This is a genomic window from Stanieria cyanosphaera PCC 7437, assembly GCF_000317575.1.
GTDB classification, from domain to species: Bacteria; Cyanobacteriota; Cyanobacteriia; order Cyanobacteriales; family Xenococcaceae; genus Stanieria; species Stanieria cyanosphaera.
The window spans coordinates 2,835,792-2,851,108 of the sequence record NC_019748.1 but is presented as its reverse complement, the minus strand read 5'-3'; the positions used below and the strand labels follow the sequence as shown (position 1 = coordinate 2,851,108).

The following is a 15,317-nucleotide window of genomic DNA, read 5'->3' as shown; positions in this document are numbered from 1 at the left end:
AAGCAAAAAAAAGTGGGCATTGCCCACTCTCTGCTTACAATCTTAATAACTTTGTTATAGAGCAACTGAAGCAGTCGATCTGCGTCTTCTGCGAGCAGTAGATTTAAGAGCCGGTTTTTCTGGTGTTTGCAACAAAAAGACTACTAAAGGTCGACTTCTCAACTCTCGGTTAATTAATCGTTGTAAATTACTTTCAATTTCAATCCGAATTCCTGTCCAATCTACTTCTATTTCACCATCAATAGTCTGATTAAATTCATCCCAGCGATCGCTCAAGAATTTTTCAATACTTCTAACAATTAATTGTTGTAATAAAGATTTTTCGACTGTGGTTACCACGCCTCTCAAATGAATGGCAGGAGGAGTAATTAATTTGCCTAACCAATCCACAGCAGTAGCGACAGTCACTACACCATCTTCTGCTAATTGTTGTCTTTCTTTCATCACTGTATCGTGGACAATTCCTGCGCTATCGACTAATTCGATTCCAGAAGGTACTTGTCCTGCAATACGAATACTTTCTTCAGTTAATTCGACAATATCACCGTTATTAATTACCACCGTATTTTCGGCTGGAATACCCATTGCCTGAGACATTTCAGCGTGTTTAACTAACATTCGATGTTCACCATGAACGGGAACAAAAAATTTGGGTTTGGTTAAAGCTAGCATCAGTTTGTGGTCTTCTTGCGCTCCATGTCCAGATACATGAATACCTTTATCTTTGCCATAAATGACTTTAGCTCCTTGCATCATCAGACGATCAATTGTATTGACAACGGCGATCGTATTGCCTGGAATTGGATTAGCTGAAAAGACAATCGTATCTCCTGGTTTAACTCGAATATGGCGGTGATCTTTGCGAGAAATACGAGTCATGGCAGCAAGGGGTTCACCTTGAGAACCTGTCGTTAAAATTACTACTTGTTCATCGGCAAGGCGATTAAGAGCTTTAAGTGGTTCAAACAAATCGTCTGGACATTTGATATAACCTAAATTACGAGCATGAGCGATTACATTCAGCATCGATCGCCCTACCACAACTACTTTACGTCGATGTTTTTGTGCCAGTTGCAAAATAATATTAACTCGATGAACTGAAGAGGCAAAAGTTGTGACCATTAACCTTCCTTCAGCTTGAGCAAAGATACGGTCTAAATTGGGATAAACAGCACTTTCTGGAGGTGTATGTCCTGGAACTTCGGCATTGGTAGAATCACTTAGCAGACACAGAACTCCTTTTTCTCCATGTTCTGCCAATTTTTGTAAATCGTAAGTCTCGCCATCAATCGGGGTATGGTCAATTTTGAAATCTCCCGTATGGATAACTACTCCTAGAGGAGTGTTAATAGCAACACTGAAACTATCGGCAATGGAGTGAGTGTTACGAATAAACTCAACCAAGAAAGATTGTCCTAACCGAACTATTTCTCTTGGAGCAACAGTTTTGAGAATTGTGCGATCGCGTAAGCCTGCTTCTTCCAATTTATCATTGAGTAAAGCCATCGCTAAACGAGGACCATAAATGACTGGAATGTCAAATTGTTTAAGATGATAGGGTATCCCACCAATATGATCTTCATGACCATGAGTTACGATCATACCTTTAATTTTGTGGCGATTTTCCCGTAGATAGGTCATGTCGGGAAGCACTATATTAATCCCGTGCATTTCATCGGTAGGAAAAGCTAGACCTGCATCTAATAAAATAATTTCGTCTTCATATTCAAAAACACAGGTATTTTTGCCAATTTCATGTAGCCCACCAAGGGGAATAATTTTTAGAGTTGGTTTGTCATTTTTGTTCATGTTTTTCCTGATTAGGTTAGTGAATTAGGCTTTTTGTTAACTAATGAGTTAGTTAAAGTAAAAAGATTTTTATTAAATTATTTGGTTTATTGAATTGAATTATTTTAAATAAATGACAGCTAACAAATAATCAGAAAGCAACAAGCTTCTACTGACTAATTGCTAATTATGATTCGATTTTTAAAAAATTTGTTTAATTTTAAATTGAAGATTTTATTTTTATTATTATATATAGCAACTTTTATAGGTTATGAGTGGAAGTTTATCTCTATGCACTAATAATAAACTCAAAGTAATTTTAATTCCTTAAGAATTGTGGTTAATTTTTCTTTTAAATCTAATTGTAACTCACAAAGAGGCGGACGCAAACTGCCAACCTGCCAACCTTGCAAGTTTAAAGCTGTTTTAACAACAATTGGGTTAGTAGTAGCAAATAAAATTTTAAATAAAGGGAAAAGTTTTAACTGAATTTCTTGGGCTAACTGATTATTGCCTTGAGTAAATGCTGCAATCATTTCTTGCATTTGTTTACCGACTAAATGACTGGCAACACTTACTACGCCTACACCTCCCACAGTTAACAAAGGTAATGTTAGGGCATCTTCACCAGAATAAATTGCAAAAGAATCAGGTGTTAAACGGCGAATTTGACAAGCTTGTTCTAAATCTCCACTGGCTTCTTTAATAGCAATAATATTATCAATTTCAGCTAATTTGGCAACTGTCTCAGCTTCCAGATTGCGACTCGTACGACTTGGTACATTGTATAACATCAAAGGCAAATCGGGGCAAGCAATAGCGATCGCTTTAAAATGTTGATACAATCCTTCTTGGGGTGGCTTATTGTAATAAGGAACGACTTGCAAAGAACCATCTAAGCCTAATTTAGCTGCTTTTTGGGTTGCTGCGATCGCTTCATGAGTTGAGTTTGAACCAGTTCCCGCGATAATTTTAGCACGATGCCCTACTGCTTGTTTAACCACTTGGAATAATTCATATTCTTCTTCCCAAGTTAAAGTAGGAGACTCTCCTGTCGTTCCACAGATTACTAAACCGTCATTACCATTGTCGACTAAGTGAACAGCTAATTTTTCTGCTACTTCGTAGTCTACACTTCCGTCATCTGCAAACGGAGTAACCATTGCCACTACTACTCTGCCAAAAGGTTCATAACTCATAACAAATAAATATGCAAAATTTCAAATAACTAATGTAACAGAAGCTCAAGTGCAGAACAATTTGATTAGTTTCCCTATCAATCAAAGTCGCCAAGTTGTTTTGCTAGACTACAACTTTACTATTAGTTGTTTTCAACCAATTTTCTTGCAGTAGTAACTCAGCAATCTGAATGGCATTCAAAGCTGCTCCTTTACGAATTTGATCACCACAAAGCCACAATTCCAAACCACAAGGATGAGATAAATCTTGACGAATCCGTCCTACTAAAACTTCATCCTTACCTGTAGCATCAATAGGCATTGGGAAATAATTAGCTTGCCAATCTTCGACTAATTTTACACCTTTGGCTTGGGCAATAATGTCTCTAGCTTGTTGTACAGCAAAAGGTTGCTCGAATTCTAAATTGATTGCTTCAGAATGCGCTCTCAACACAGGCACGCGTACACAAGTAGCACTTAAACTTAACTGGGGAGCATTAAAAATTTTTCTGGTTTCATTGATCATTTTCATCTCTTCTTCACAATATCCTTGCTCATTGAGAGGAGAATTATGAGGAAAAAGATTAAACGCCAAAGGATAAGGCAAAATTTCGGGTTGAGGAGTTTCGCCAGCCAAAATAGCTTGAGATTGAGTTTTTACTTCTTCCATCGCTCTAGCACCAGCACCAGAAGCAGATTGATAAGTAGAGACTACCACGCGCTTAATTGGTTGAACTTGGTGGAGAGGATAAATAGCTACTCCCATCAAAATTGTGGTGCAATTAGGATTAGCAATGATACCTTGATGTTTTGCTGCTGCTTCGGGATTAATTTCAGGAACAACTAAAGGCACTTCGGGATTCATCCGAAAAGCACTAGAATTATCGATCACAACTGCCCCTGCTGCTACTGCTTTGGCTGCCCAGGTTTTTGAGGTAGAACTACCTGCTGAAGCTAAAACCAAATCTACATCCTGAAAAGAATCTTCGGCAACTGCTTCTACTTCAAGTTCTTCTCCACTGTAGTTAATTGTTGTACCTGCCGAACGAGGAGAAGCCAACAGTTTGAGATTTTTTAAAGGAAACTGACGAGTTGCTAATAATTGAAGTAGTTCTTGTCCTACTGCTCCAGTTGCTCCCAAAATAGCGACATTAATTCCACCAGACAATGATTTAAACCTCCCCTTGATACTACTTTCACAAATTATGCCTCGCTTTTAACGAGAGCGTGATTACTATTTAAGTTTTATTTTATGAATTAGATAATTATGATTAAATTACTTTTAAGCTATATTGATTTAAAGCTAATTTAATATTTGTTAATCTTACCAGATCGATTAACCTCTCCAGTTGACTTTTACAGTCTGCAACAATTCTTCAATTGACTGGTTTGCTTGATTGATAACAGTTTAGATTAATTTAATCGTAATAGCTCAAATTAATTTTTTTTTCTTTCTAGACCACAGATGTAATATTATCAACTATTGGTCGCACGCCTACTATATTGAAAAAATCAAAATTGTGCCAATCTAGTGGAATCAACCAACTTCTAATTGGTAAGATAACATAGCTGCGGGGAGTCTTAAGCTAATTTTTAAGTTAATTACTCCTCGCTTCAAGACATAATAAAACTAAAGTAGTTACTAAATAGAACCATCGATGAAAGTAACCCAGGAAAAGCTTCCTGACAGCCAAATAAAATTAGAAATAGAAATTTCAGGAGAAACTTCTCGCAGTACCTACGAAAAAGTGGTACAAAACCTCGCCCGTTCCAGTAATATTCCTGGGTTTCGCCAAGGTAAAGTCCCACGACAAGTTTTGCTGCAAAGAATTGGTAGTCAAAAAATTAAAGCAGCAGCTTTAGAAGAATTAATTCAAACCAGTTTAACAGAGGCAATCAAACAAGAATCCATTGAAGCGTTGGGAAACTATCAGCTTCGTTCTAATTTTGATGAATTGATTCAACAATATCATCCTGGTGAACCCATTAGTTTTTCTGCTGCGGTAGATATACCTCCTACAATAGAATTAGGTGATTATCAAACGATTAACGTTAAAGCAGAAGAATCGGTTTACGCTCCCGAACAAGTAGACGATTTTATCGAACAACGTCGTGCGCAACAAGCTGATTTAGTTCCGATTGAAGATCGTCCTGCCGCAATGGGAGACATTGCCATTATTGATTTTAGTGGCAAACTCATGTCCGAAGGAGAAGAAGGAACTGAGATCGAAGGCGGTAGTGCGACTAACTTTCAAGTTGAGATTGCTGAAGGTAAACTCATTCCAGGTATGGTCGAAGGAGTTGTCGGCCTGAAACCAGAAGAAACGAAAGAAGTCTCGGTAACTTTTCCTGAAGATTATCCCAAAGAAGAGTTAGCTGGAAAACCTGCCGTATTTTCGATTACCCTTAAAGAACTTAAAGCTAAAGAGTTACCCGATTTGGATGACGATTTTGCTCAAGAAGTGAGTGAGTTTGAAACCTTTGCTGAATTAAAAGAATCTTTAGAAAAGCAATTCCAAGAAAAAGCAGCCAACGAAACAAAAAATAAAATTAATGAGGCTATTATTGCTGCTTTAGTCGAAAGAAGCACTGTAGACTTACCAGAAACTTTAGTTCAAGAAGAAGTAACCCAAGTATTGACTCAAACGTTAGTACAAATGCAACAAATGGGTTTAGATGTTAAAAGGTTAGTCAATGCCGATAGCATTCCTAAAATGAGAGATAATGCTCGTCCAGAAGCGATTGAAAATCTGCAAAAAAACTTAATAATCTCAGAAATTGCCAAAAGAGAATCTTTACTGCCTAGTGAAGCAGAGATTGTTAAGAAAATGGCAGAAATTGAGCAAGAACTTGCAGGACAAGAGCTTGATCGCGACCGCTTGAGAAAAATGGTTGAAGAAGATTTGACCAGAGAAAAAACCCTTGATTGCTTGAGAGAAAAAGCTCAGGTAGAATTAGTTCCTAGTGGTTCTTTGTCGGAAACAGAAGAGAAAAACGACGCTGAAGCAGCAATAGAAACTGAAGGAGAAAACAGTTAAGTTAATTAAAGGAGAAGTAATTTCACTTCTTCTTTTTTATCTAATCAACTGGGCTAATTGATTGCTTTACTTAATTAAAACTAAAATTCAAAAGTAGAGATATCCCCCCCCTACTGTCTGCACGAATTAAAGTAGATAAGGCATAATATTCAACAGAAGGATAGACTTAAAATCAAAAAATTTACGCAAAAATTACCCAATAATTAATTATATTAGACCAAAACAGTTAACGAAAATAAATATATGTGGGAATCGCGATCGCCTTATAACTACTTAACTAGCCAACGTGACCAAGAAGCTTATTCCGTGAGTAACGTTGTCCCGATGGTAATTGAACAATCTGGCATCGGTGAAAGAGCTTTTGATATTTATTCCAGACTATTGCGAGAGCGAATTGTTTTCCTTGGGACACCAATTGACGATAAAGTTGCTGATTCGATAGTAGCCCAGTTATTGTATTTAGAAGCAGAAGACCCAGAAAAAGATATTCAATTGTATATCAATTCTCCAGGTGGATCAGTATACTCTGGTATGGCGATTTATGATACCATGCAGCAAATCCAACCAGATATTGTGACTATTTGTTATGGTATAGCTGCTTCAATGGGGGCATTTCTACTCTCTGGTGGAACAAAAGGCAAAAGAATGGCACTGCCAAGTTCGCGGATTATGATCCATCAGCCTCTAGGAGGCGCACAAGGTCAAGCAGTAGACATTGAAATTCAGGCAAGAGAAATTCTCTACATTAAAAAGAGACTTAATGACTTGATTGCCGAACATACTGGTCAACCTTTTGAAAAAGTAGCTGCTGATACAGAGCGAGACTTTTATATGTCAGCCCAAGAAGCTCAAGAATACGGTTTAATCGATCAAGTAATCATTAGACAACAACTAGCAGATCCCAAAGTTCCAGTAACATCTCTCTAACTTAGCAAGAGGCGCATATGTCTAAATACGACTCTCATCTTAAATGTTCGTTTTGTGGCAAATCTCAGGAGCAAGTCCGTAAATTAATTGCGGGTCCTGGGGTTTACATTTGTGATGAATGTGTTGAATTATGTAACGAAATTTTGGATGAGGAGTTAATTGAAGAAGGAATGCCGATGTCTCCGGCTGCGCCTCGTCCAGATACCAAAACCCCCAAAAAACGCGAGCGCGTGGGTGGAATTGCTTTTAGAGATATTCCTAAACCAAGAGAAATCAAACGGTATTTAGACGAACACGTCATCGGACAGGAAGAAGCTAAAAAAGTTCTCTCCGTAGCAGTTTACAATCATTACAAACGGTTGAGTTTAGCCGGAACCGACAAAGAACGCGGTGAAGATTCAGTCGAGCTACAAAAATCGAATGTCCTGTTAATGGGCCCCACTGGTTGTGGTAAAACTTTACTCGCTCAAACTTTAGCTAAAATTCTCGAAGTACCTTTTGCAGTAGCTGATGCTACAACTCTTACCGAAGCTGGCTATGTTGGGGAAGATGTTGAGAATATTTTATTACGTTTGTTGCAAGTAGCAGATTTGGATGTAGAAGAGGCACAGCGAGGGATTATTTATATTGATGAGATTGATAAAATAGCCCGCAAGAGCGAAAATCCTTCTATTACTCGTGATGTTTCAGGAGAAGGTGTACAACAAGCCTTGTTAAAAATGTTGGAGGGAACAGTAGCTAATGTACCGCCTCAAGGAGGAAGAAAGCATCCTTACCAAGATTGTATTCAGATCGATACTAGTAATATATTGTTTATTTGTGGTGGGGCTTTTGTTGGTTTAGATAAGGTAGTAGAACGCCGTCTGGGTAAAAAAGCGATGGGCTTTATCCAAAATGGGGAAACTCCTTCTAAAGAAAAGCTGGCAACTGATATCTTACAGCAACTTCAACCAGACGATCTGGTTAAGTTTGGGATGATTCCAGAATTTGTCGGACGTATTCCTGTCAACGCAGCTTTAGAGCCTTTAGATGAAGAAGCATTAGTAGAAATTCTTACCCAACCACGCAACGCTTTGATCAAGCAATATCAAAAGCTATTGCGGATGGACAGTATTCAATTAGATTTTGAAGAGGAAGCAATTAAAGCGATCGCACAAGAAGCTTATCGCAGAAAAACAGGTGCAAGGGCTTTACGTGGTATTGTCGAAGAATTGATGCTGGATATTATGTACGAGTTGCCTTCCCGTAAGGATGTACGTCGCTGCGTCGTAACCAGGGAAATGGTAGAAAAACGCTCTACTGCTGAGTTATTGGTTCATCCCACTTCTTTTAGAAAACCAGAATCAGCGTAATCAGTGACCAGTTATCAGTGACCAGTTACCAGTTAAGTACCTAGGCAGAATTATTTGTATATTCTGTATTTTATTGTTCTCTATTCCCTATTCCCTATTGCCTCTTTCACCTGTTCCATTAATTTTGCCCACCTACTTATCAGTGATCAGTTATCAACTAATTGTTAACTAGATGGAAATTACTGTTAAGTAGGTATTACACTGACTAATTAGTAGTCGATAGCTAATAACTGCAATGCCTCTGATTGATATTCGTGGTGTAGATCATTATTACGAATGGATTCATCAAGGAAACTTGGGTAACAAACCAGTCATGGTGTTTATTCATGGTTGGGGAGGATCGGCAAGATATTGGCGGGATATTGCTACCGCCTTATCAGATCGATTTGATTGTTTGCTTTACGATTTGCGTGGTTTTGGACGTTCCCTTTTGCCCTCTCTTGCTTTAGATTTGAGTTATGAGTTAGAGGAATATGGGGAAGATTTAGCTATTTTATTAGCGACTTTAGGTTTGGATGAGGTATATGTTCATGCTCATTCAATGGGTGCTTCTGTCGCAACTTTATTTATTAATCGCTACAGTGAGAAAGTTAAACAAGCTATTTTGACTTGTAATGGGATTTTTGAATACGATGAGAAAGCATTTGCTGCTTTTTATAAGTTTGGTGGTTATGTAGTTAAGTTTCGCTACAAATGGTTCTTAAATATTCCCTTTGCCGACAGAATGTTTATGGCAAGGTTTTTAGCTCGTGCGATCGCACCTGAAGAACGGCGTGCTTTTTTAGAAGATTATTTAATGGCAGATTATCAAGCAGCGTTGAATACTATTTTTACTTGTGTTAGTAAAAAGGCTGTAGAAATAATGCCTCAAGAGTTTGCCAAGATTTCAGTGCCGACGTTGATGATTTCTGGTGAGAAAGATATTATTATTCCTGCGTTAATGGGAAGGCAAGCAGCAGCTTTGAATGACAAGATTGAATATGTAGAGATTGCTAATACGGCGCATTTTCCCATGTTGGAGGATCGGGAGAGTTATTTGCAAGTAGTCAATGAGTTTTTAAGAGTTGAAAGTGTAGTTTGATTAGCTCTCACAATGAGGAAAAATGCTTTACGAGCAAGATTTTTATGCCTGGACAATTGCCACAGCTAAGGCTTTAAGAGAACGAGATTTAATTAATCTAGATTGGGATAATCTGATTGAGGAGATTGAAAGTTTGGGGAGGCAGGAAAAAAGAGAGCTAATTAATCGTTTAATTATTTTAGTAATGCACTTATTAAAATGGCAATATCAGCCTAATAAACGCTCGCGTAGTTGGGAGTTAACTATTAAAATTCAACGACTTGATGTGGAAAAATTGCTCTTAGATAATCCTAGCCTTAAATCTTATCTAAAAGAAGCAATTTCATCTGGTTACAATAAAGCAGTTTTGAAAGCAGCACAAGAAACTGGGTTGGCAATTGAAGTTTTTCCTTCTGTTTGTCCTTATACTTGGGAAGAGTTAATAGATAATGATTTTATGCCTAATTAATCTAAAGTATAAAATAAAAAGCGATCGCTTTTTAAGGATTAATTGATTTTTAATTTTTTAATGATATTTTCCACGATTGAGTGAAATTTCCCAAGTAATTTAATAAAGTATTAATAAAAATAATAATTCCAAACATCTCTAACGTTTCTTCAGCAGTCGCAATAAACATATAAGTTAAGTTTTTAAAATTATAGAAATCAACTAACCATCCACCAATAATTTCCATTCCAATTGCACCAGCTACAAAAACAGTGCCACTGCAAAGAAATCCTAATCTACTTTGGCTAGGAAGAGCAAAGATAAATTTTAAGTAAGCTAGTATAAATAAAGATAATAAACCAATAGCTGGTATTACCCAAGCAAAGTAAAGAAAACCACTAGTATTAAAAGTATTACGGGTAGTATTAGTTAATAATTCATGAAATTCACACAATTCATCGAGTGCTAAAAATAAGAAGATTGCGGATAAACCTCTCCAATGAAGGGTATAACGAGTGCGGTTTTTGGCTTGAATAAAAGTAATTATTGCTAATAAAAAAGAGCAGAATAATAACAAACAAAAAGAGTAAGCTGTAGGAAAGTTTTTTTCATTATCTACATAAAATAAGGCGATGATACGTCGATAAGTATCTTGACTAATTAAGTATTGGTATAATTGCCCAACCATACTAGCAAAAATTAAACATAATGCTGTCAAGCTTAGAAATCGAGTAATTATTTGGGTAGAAATATAAATTTCAAATGAGTTAGTTTGACAGGATGAATTAATAGATAAAGATTCTGATTGAATCTTTGTAGCTGTTGGAGAATTAATAAAATTTTTGATTATGGAAAAGTAAGAATTATACATAAGTAAAATATTTGATTTGTTAAACAGACTTTAATCTTAAAATAACTTTTCCTTAGATGTTACGTGTAAAGCAATTGTAAAAATCAATTCAATAAAAATTAAGAGTAGATAAATTTTTCTAACCCAATACAATTTACATCACCAAAAAATAATCAATCTTACTTAGAAAATTAAGATTAATCAAAGATTGAATTATTTAAATAATTACTTGAGTATATATAAAAAAATTTTGATTTAAATCGAAGTGATTAAAAAGCGCGATCGCATATAGATTTAATAAGATTAGAGTAAATTTAAAGTAATTAGTAATGCCTAATTTAATGGAGTTATGGTGGCATTACTCAATCTACCTCGTAAACGAATTAGTATTGTTTGGGACAATACTCTGATTTGATCTGCCATAGCTATGGAATCATTGCTTAGTCCACTGCTTAATAATTAACAAGGTGGTAAAAAATCTTCATTTAAAACTTCTTCTACAGTGTAGGGACAAACTTCAGGAATATCTTTAATTTGAGATTTAGTAATCGCTTGTTTTCTTGCCTTGCCGTAAATATAATCGAATCTAGCTACTAAATGATTGTATAGAGTTTTTGATTCTAATAATTGCTCTAGTTCAAAGCGAAAGTTACCAATTTCATCAATCGATCCATTGGCGCAGTATTCTCGTTCAGAGTTCCAATAGTGATAGAGCAATAGATGTTTGAGTAGTTGCCGTAAATAACTATCAACCTTATGCTTTTGCTCATTACCCAAACTATAGATATCCTCTGCTAAATTTTCAAGATCTAACTCATTGAATTGTCGAGAATGCAATAGTTCTGCTTGTTTCTCTGTCCAAGCTACAAAGTCTTGTGAGTACATTTTTTGAACTATAACTTATACTTTCTATTTTAAATCTAGTGCGATCTTAGCGCAGCCAAGGCGCGGAGCGGACAGCTTCGCTGCGCCGAAGGCGACCGCAAATTTATTCGATAGAAAACAACAAAAAAATTTAGTTTGAGTCATTAGCGATTAGATGAATTATAATTGATCTCAATATGAGAACTAAAAATAAGGTCATGAGAACATTTTGTATCCCTTTTTATTTTTATGAGATTAATTGCAATCGCAAAACTGCGAGAAGCAGCATCTAACTATCCAGATGTTAGTAATCAGATTGAGGATTTTTATCGGACTCTTAAAATAGTTGATTGGCAAAATTTGATTGATGTTCAAAAAACTTTTTTCTCAGCCGAAGCAGTAGGTAATTTTACCGTAATTAATATTAAAGGAAATAAGTATCGTTTGATATTAGATATTAACTATCAAAAACAATTAGTATTTTTTAAATATTTTTTGACTCATGCAGAATATAGCAAGGATAAGTGGAAAAATGACTCTCACTATCAATCCTGAAAGTTACGGTAAACTATTGTCCAAATATTTGCCCAAAGTAATTACTAATGAAGCTGAAAATGAACGAGCTTTAAGTATTGCTGAAACTTTGTCTAACCAATCTGACTTGACTCCTGAAGAAGAACAGCTTTTAGATTTATTGGTAACATTAATTGAAGACTTTGAAACTAAGCAATACACTTTTGAAAATAATTCAACACCTTTGTCTAGATTACATTTTTTGATGGAAGCTAATAACTTGCGTCAATCCGATTTATTAGACATTTTTGGTTCTAAAGGAATTGCCTCAGAAGTTTTTAATGGGAAGCGTCAAATTAGTAAAAATCATGCCGTTAGATTAGGTGCAAGGTTTAATGTTGACCCTGCTTTGTTTTTAGTATGATTAGTAACTAAAAATTTATTTAAAGGAAAACGCGATCGCTAATTGCGCTAAGATCGCGCTTCTCAATTTTTGGTTGTATTTTTATTAATGATTGGGGAAAAATTAAATAAGATAATCAATTACTTTTTAAATAACTTGAGTTTACAAAAGCTAAATATTCAAGATCATTATCGAGCGCGATCGCATAACTAAATTTACCTCGTAGACAAAGGAGTCTTGTTATCGACAATACTCGTAATTTAATTCTAAGTAATAGGCATAGATTGAGTTATTAAAGAGCCTATATTACATATCCTATTATCATTAGTGAGTAAGATTGCTTGAAGCGATTGGGCTGTTGCTGCAATAATCGCATCAGGAAGTTTAAGTCGATATTGTTTGCGTAGAGAAATTGCCATTTTTTTGATGGAATTGTTAATGTTAACAATTAGCAGTTGAGACAAAAAGTTTTGAATTTGCTGTTCCTCAGTTGGACTAAGACTTGGATAGGAAAGAAGTTCCATTTCTGTGATGATTGAAATGTAATATTGTCCTTTAGGAAGAGGAGTTGTCAATCTTCCACCAAGATAATAAAGAGCAATATTGGTATCAAGCAAAATTCGTGATTGATTCACAACCATTCATTTCTAATTTCTTGTTGATATGCCAAAGGAGCTATGGTTAAATTTATCGTTCCTGCATAAGATGCGAGAGATGGTGTTGTATCTTGTTGTTGATATGTTTCTAAAATTTTTTCAATCTCTTGCCAATCTTGATAATCAATTAGTACGGCAACAGGATTCATGGATTCGTCGGTAACGATCTGTTTTTTGATTGGTTTCATAATCGATTTTGCTCACAAAGGTTTACTTTGAGCGTAAAACAATTTAAATATCTTAAAGACAGAATTGGAGATCGCTTTTTTAATCTCGCGCAGAGAGAGTTGTTAGTTAAGTGCGATCGCATCTATCTCTGACTGATTAATATGATGTTAATTTTAGCATCAGTTTAGACATCAAAAATTAGCAATAAGAGTAATAGTAAATTAGTAATCTAATTAACTTAAAAATGTAGGCTGAATATCAAATAAAAAACAATTTTTGAGATTAATACTATAGTTGTTGGGAACTATATTAAAATCACTTACAATTTTTAAATAACTGTGATGCCTATTTTTAGATACAAAGCCATTCGAGTTCGTCAAACTGACTCTGGAGATTGGTTGGTTCTATTCGCTGCTTCAGCCGTAGAAATTGATATATGGTCAGGGGTACCACAAAAGAAAACAATTGGAACTCAAGAAACTACAGGGTTTCAAAGAGAAGAAAATAGAAAACGAATTAAAGAAATTAGTAGCTTTTATCAAAATGAGCAGAATATCATTCAAAATCCTTTGCTGTGTGCGCTACGTAAATTAGATTCGGAAAAAATTAAATTTGAACCCAACAATAACCAAGATAATGATGATGCATTTATTCAGCATGGATATTTAACTATCACCACCGAACAACTAGAAGAGTTAAGTTTACTTGAGCTATTAAAAAAAGTAAAAGTAGATTTGGAGTGCAGATTGCCAGAACTTGCTCAACGTAAACCTTCTGATAATCTTATACAACAATTAAAACAACGAGCAGAAATTGGCAGTTTTTCGGAAGAATTTGAGGATGAAATGAATGAGGAGCAAGATGTAGAAATTTCTGATACAGATGAAAATATGGAAATTTCCTTAACTGATGAGTCTCATATTTTGGATTTTTGGGAAGAAATTGCAGCTTACGTTACTGTTTTAGAAGAAATAAAAGATAACTTTGATGATGATAATTTTCTTAATTATTCAAAAAAATCTTTAATTTCATTTTTACACCCTATTGTTGTGGTAGATGGACAACATAGATTGAGAGCAGCAGTAAAATCCGCCAAAGAAATAGTAAAAAAGGAAGATAAATACAAAGAAAAAATAGAAGAAATACTGTTTAATCAAGACATCGATCCAAATGAAGTTCAACAACAAATAGAAACAGAAGCTGCGCGTAAGCTTCCCGTTTCACTATTAATGAATAACGATCCAGCAGAACAAGTATTTCAGTTTGTTGTCGTTAATCAAAAAGCAACTCCGATTAAACCAGCATTGCTAGGCACAATTATATCTACAAGCCTTTCTAATGAAGAGCTTGAACGAGTATCAGATCGCCTTGAAAATGCAGGTATTAAATTAGAAGAATCAAGAGCAGTTACATTTCTTGCTAGATATCCAGATAGTCCTTTTTATGGGTTAGTGGAAAGAGGCTTGAATTCAGATCAAAAAGATAATCTTAAATGGAATGTATTAGCCTCAATAGTTAAAATATTTCGAGATTTAAAAGGTGGAAAGTTATTTCATGAAAGTGTTGATTATGCTGATAAATGGAAACGCACTTGTTTAGATTCATCTAATCTTGTTCAAGAGTGGCAAGCTCAAGAATTTAATAATGCTTATGAATATTGGCGCGCTCTTGATGGATGCTGGCGGGAGGTATTCATTTCATTTTGGACAATAATTCGTGACCAACTTGCAGATCGAGATAATGATGAAGCTTGGCATTATTGGGGAAATCCCAAACAATCAAATATTTTCAACAAAACCTCTTTAACTATTTTGGCAGCAGATTTCTTTCAGTATTTGTGTGAACGTCGTGTAGGTATAGATGAAGTATCTCAGATTCAGCATCATGTTGACCAATGGCTAGAAGGAGTTAACCGAGATTATTTTAATAGAGATTGGAATTTACATGGTGTCAAAAAAGATGTTCCCGGTATTCGTAAACAGTGGTCAAAACTTTGGGTTGAATATAGAAAAGACCCCAAACAATTACCTAGATCTAATCAATATAGAGTACCTTTGAACTAAATATTTGTA

The 15,317-nt window shown here is 35.4% G+C and carries 15 protein-coding genes; 8 read left to right on the top strand and 7 right to left on the bottom strand.

Annotated elements, in window-relative coordinates:
- Positions 1-54 precede the first annotated feature (54 nt).
- The 3 genes from STA7437_RS12395 to STA7437_RS12385 all read right to left on the bottom strand — a co-directional run bounded on the left by STA7437_RS12395 (position 55) and on the right by STA7437_RS12385 (position 4,134).
- Positions 55-1,809: a ribonuclease J gene (locus tag STA7437_RS12395; RefSeq protein WP_015193729.1), complete on the bottom strand. Its 1,755-nt coding sequence runs from the start codon at positions 1,807-1,809 to the stop codon at positions 55-57.
- A 287-nt stretch (positions 1,810-2,096) separates the two neighbouring features.
- Entirely contained in the window at positions 2,097-2,987 is an 891-nt protein-coding gene (gene dapA / locus STA7437_RS12390; RefSeq protein ID WP_015193728.1) for a 4-hydroxy-tetrahydrodipicolinate synthase, read from the bottom strand.
- 103 nt (positions 2,988-3,090) lie between these two features.
- A complete protein-coding gene (locus STA7437_RS12385; RefSeq protein ID WP_015193727.1) occupies positions 3,091-4,134 on the bottom strand; it encodes an aspartate-semialdehyde dehydrogenase in 1,044 nt (347 codons plus the stop codon).
- Positions 4,135-4,624: 490 nt separating this feature from the next.
- Between STA7437_RS12385 and tig the strand changes: the two genes are divergently transcribed.
- The 5 genes from tig to STA7437_RS12360 all read left to right on the top strand — a co-directional run bounded on the left by tig (position 4,625) and on the right by STA7437_RS12360 (position 9,812).
- On the top strand, positions 4,625-6,004 hold the full coding sequence (tig, locus tag STA7437_RS12380; protein ID WP_015193726.1) for a trigger factor: 1,380 nt from the start codon (positions 4,625-4,627) through the stop codon (positions 6,002-6,004).
- Between the two features lie 243 nt (positions 6,005-6,247).
- Positions 6,248-6,931 carry an ATP-dependent Clp endopeptidase proteolytic subunit ClpP gene (clpP, locus tag STA7437_RS12375; RefSeq protein ID WP_015193725.1) on the top strand — a complete coding sequence of 228 codons (684 nt, stop codon included), beginning with the start codon at positions 6,248-6,250 and terminating at the stop codon, positions 6,929-6,931.
- A 17-nt stretch (positions 6,932-6,948) separates the two neighbouring features.
- Positions 6,949-8,283 (top strand): ATP-dependent protease ATP-binding subunit ClpX, encoded by a 1,335-nt coding sequence (gene clpX / locus STA7437_RS12370; RefSeq protein WP_015193724.1) that lies wholly within the window; start codon positions 6,949-6,951, stop codon positions 8,281-8,283.
- Positions 8,284-8,518: 235 nt separating this feature from the next.
- Entirely contained in the window at positions 8,519-9,364 is an 846-nt protein-coding gene (locus STA7437_RS12365) for an alpha/beta fold hydrolase (RefSeq protein ID WP_015193723.1), read from the top strand.
- 22 nt (positions 9,365-9,386) lie between these two features.
- The gene (locus STA7437_RS12360) at positions 9,387-9,812 is read left to right on the top strand and encodes a DUF29 domain-containing protein (RefSeq protein WP_015193722.1); all 426 of its coding nucleotides are present in this window, start codon (positions 9,387-9,389) and stop codon (positions 9,810-9,812) included.
- Positions 9,813-9,861: 49 nt separating this feature from the next.
- On the opposite strand, the gene STA7437_RS12355 is transcribed toward STA7437_RS12360, so the two are convergent.
- Positions 9,862-10,662: a hypothetical protein gene (locus STA7437_RS12355; protein WP_015193721.1), complete on the bottom strand. Its 801-nt coding sequence runs from the start codon at positions 10,660-10,662 to the stop codon at positions 9,862-9,864.
- Between the two features lie 438 nt (positions 10,663-11,100).
- A complete protein-coding gene (locus tag STA7437_RS12350) occupies positions 11,101-11,526 on the bottom strand; it encodes a DUF29 domain-containing protein (protein ID WP_015193720.1) in 426 nt (141 codons plus the stop codon).
- Positions 11,527-11,754: 228 nt separating this feature from the next.
- On the opposite strand from STA7437_RS12350, the gene STA7437_RS12345 reads away from it, so the two are divergent.
- Together STA7437_RS12345 and STA7437_RS12340 are read left to right on the top strand one after the other, a co-directional pair.
- Complete coding sequence (locus STA7437_RS12345; protein ID WP_015193719.1) at positions 11,755-12,060, top strand: type II toxin-antitoxin system HigB family toxin; 306 nt, start codon at positions 11,755-11,757, stop codon at positions 12,058-12,060.
- The gene (locus tag STA7437_RS12340) at positions 12,038-12,442 is read left to right on the top strand and encodes a helix-turn-helix domain-containing protein (protein WP_041619384.1); all 405 of its coding nucleotides are present in this window, start codon (positions 12,038-12,040) and stop codon (positions 12,440-12,442) included. Before STA7437_RS12345 ends, STA7437_RS12340 begins: the two co-directional genes overlap by 23 nt.
- A gap of 245 nt (positions 12,443-12,687) precedes the next feature.
- Here the strand turns inward: STA7437_RS12340 and STA7437_RS12335 are convergent, their stop codons facing one another.
- Together STA7437_RS12335 and STA7437_RS12330 are read right to left on the bottom strand one after the other, a co-directional pair.
- Positions 12,688-13,062 (bottom strand): type II toxin-antitoxin system VapC family toxin, encoded by a 375-nt coding sequence (locus STA7437_RS12335; protein ID WP_015193717.1) that lies wholly within the window; start codon positions 13,060-13,062, stop codon positions 12,688-12,690.
- Positions 13,053-13,265: a hypothetical protein gene (locus STA7437_RS12330; protein ID WP_015193716.1), complete on the bottom strand. Its 213-nt coding sequence runs from the start codon at positions 13,263-13,265 to the stop codon at positions 13,053-13,055. The genes STA7437_RS12335 and STA7437_RS12330 overlap by 10 nt, the downstream gene beginning before the upstream one ends.
- Positions 13,266-13,586: 321 nt before the next feature.
- Here STA7437_RS12330 and STA7437_RS12325 point away from each other — a divergent pair, with 321 nt between their 5' ends.
- Positions 13,587-15,308: a ParB N-terminal domain-containing protein gene (locus tag STA7437_RS12325; protein WP_015193715.1), complete on the top strand. Its 1,722-nt coding sequence runs from the start codon at positions 13,587-13,589 to the stop codon at positions 15,306-15,308.
- Positions 15,309-15,317 lie beyond the last annotated feature (9 nt).

Excerpts from the sequence above, each read along its gene's own strand:
- STA7437_RS12325 (WP_015193715.1), top strand. The coding sequence starts at position 13,587 with ATGCCTATTTTTAGATACAAAGCCATTCGAGTTCGTCAAACTGACTCT.
- STA7437_RS12355 (WP_015193721.1), bottom strand. The coding sequence starts at position 10,662 with ATGTATAATTCTTACTTTTCCATAATCAAAAATTTTATTAATTCTCCA.
- STA7437_RS12330 (WP_015193716.1), bottom strand. The coding sequence starts at position 13,265 with ATGAAACCAATCAAAAAACAGATCGTTACCGACGAATCCATGAATCCT.
- STA7437_RS12350 (WP_015193720.1), bottom strand. The coding sequence starts at position 11,526 with ATGTACTCACAAGACTTTGTAGCTTGGACAGAGAAACAAGCAGAACTA.
- clpP (WP_015193725.1), top strand. The coding sequence starts at position 6,248 with ATGTGGGAATCGCGATCGCCTTATAACTACTTAACTAGCCAACGTGAC.
- tig (WP_015193726.1), top strand. The coding sequence starts at position 4,625 with ATGAAAGTAACCCAGGAAAAGCTTCCTGACAGCCAAATAAAATTAGAA.
- dapA (WP_015193728.1), bottom strand. The coding sequence starts at position 2,987 with ATGAGTTATGAACCTTTTGGCAGAGTAGTAGTGGCAATGGTTACTCCG.
- STA7437_RS12365 (WP_015193723.1), top strand. The coding sequence starts at position 8,519 with ATGCCTCTGATTGATATTCGTGGTGTAGATCATTATTACGAATGGATT.
- STA7437_RS12395 (WP_015193729.1), bottom strand. The coding sequence starts at position 1,809 with ATGAACAAAAATGACAAACCAACTCTAAAAATTATTCCCCTTGGTGGG.
- STA7437_RS12360 (WP_015193722.1), top strand. The coding sequence starts at position 9,387 with ATGCTTTACGAGCAAGATTTTTATGCCTGGACAATTGCCACAGCTAAG.
- STA7437_RS12335 (WP_015193717.1), bottom strand. The coding sequence starts at position 13,062 with ATGGTTGTGAATCAATCACGAATTTTGCTTGATACCAATATTGCTCTT.
- STA7437_RS12340 (WP_041619384.1), top strand. The coding sequence starts at position 12,038 with ATGACTCTCACTATCAATCCTGAAAGTTACGGTAAACTATTGTCCAAA.
- STA7437_RS12345 (WP_015193719.1), top strand. The coding sequence starts at position 11,755 with ATGAGATTAATTGCAATCGCAAAACTGCGAGAAGCAGCATCTAACTAT.
- clpX (WP_015193724.1), top strand. The coding sequence starts at position 6,949 with ATGTCTAAATACGACTCTCATCTTAAATGTTCGTTTTGTGGCAAATCT.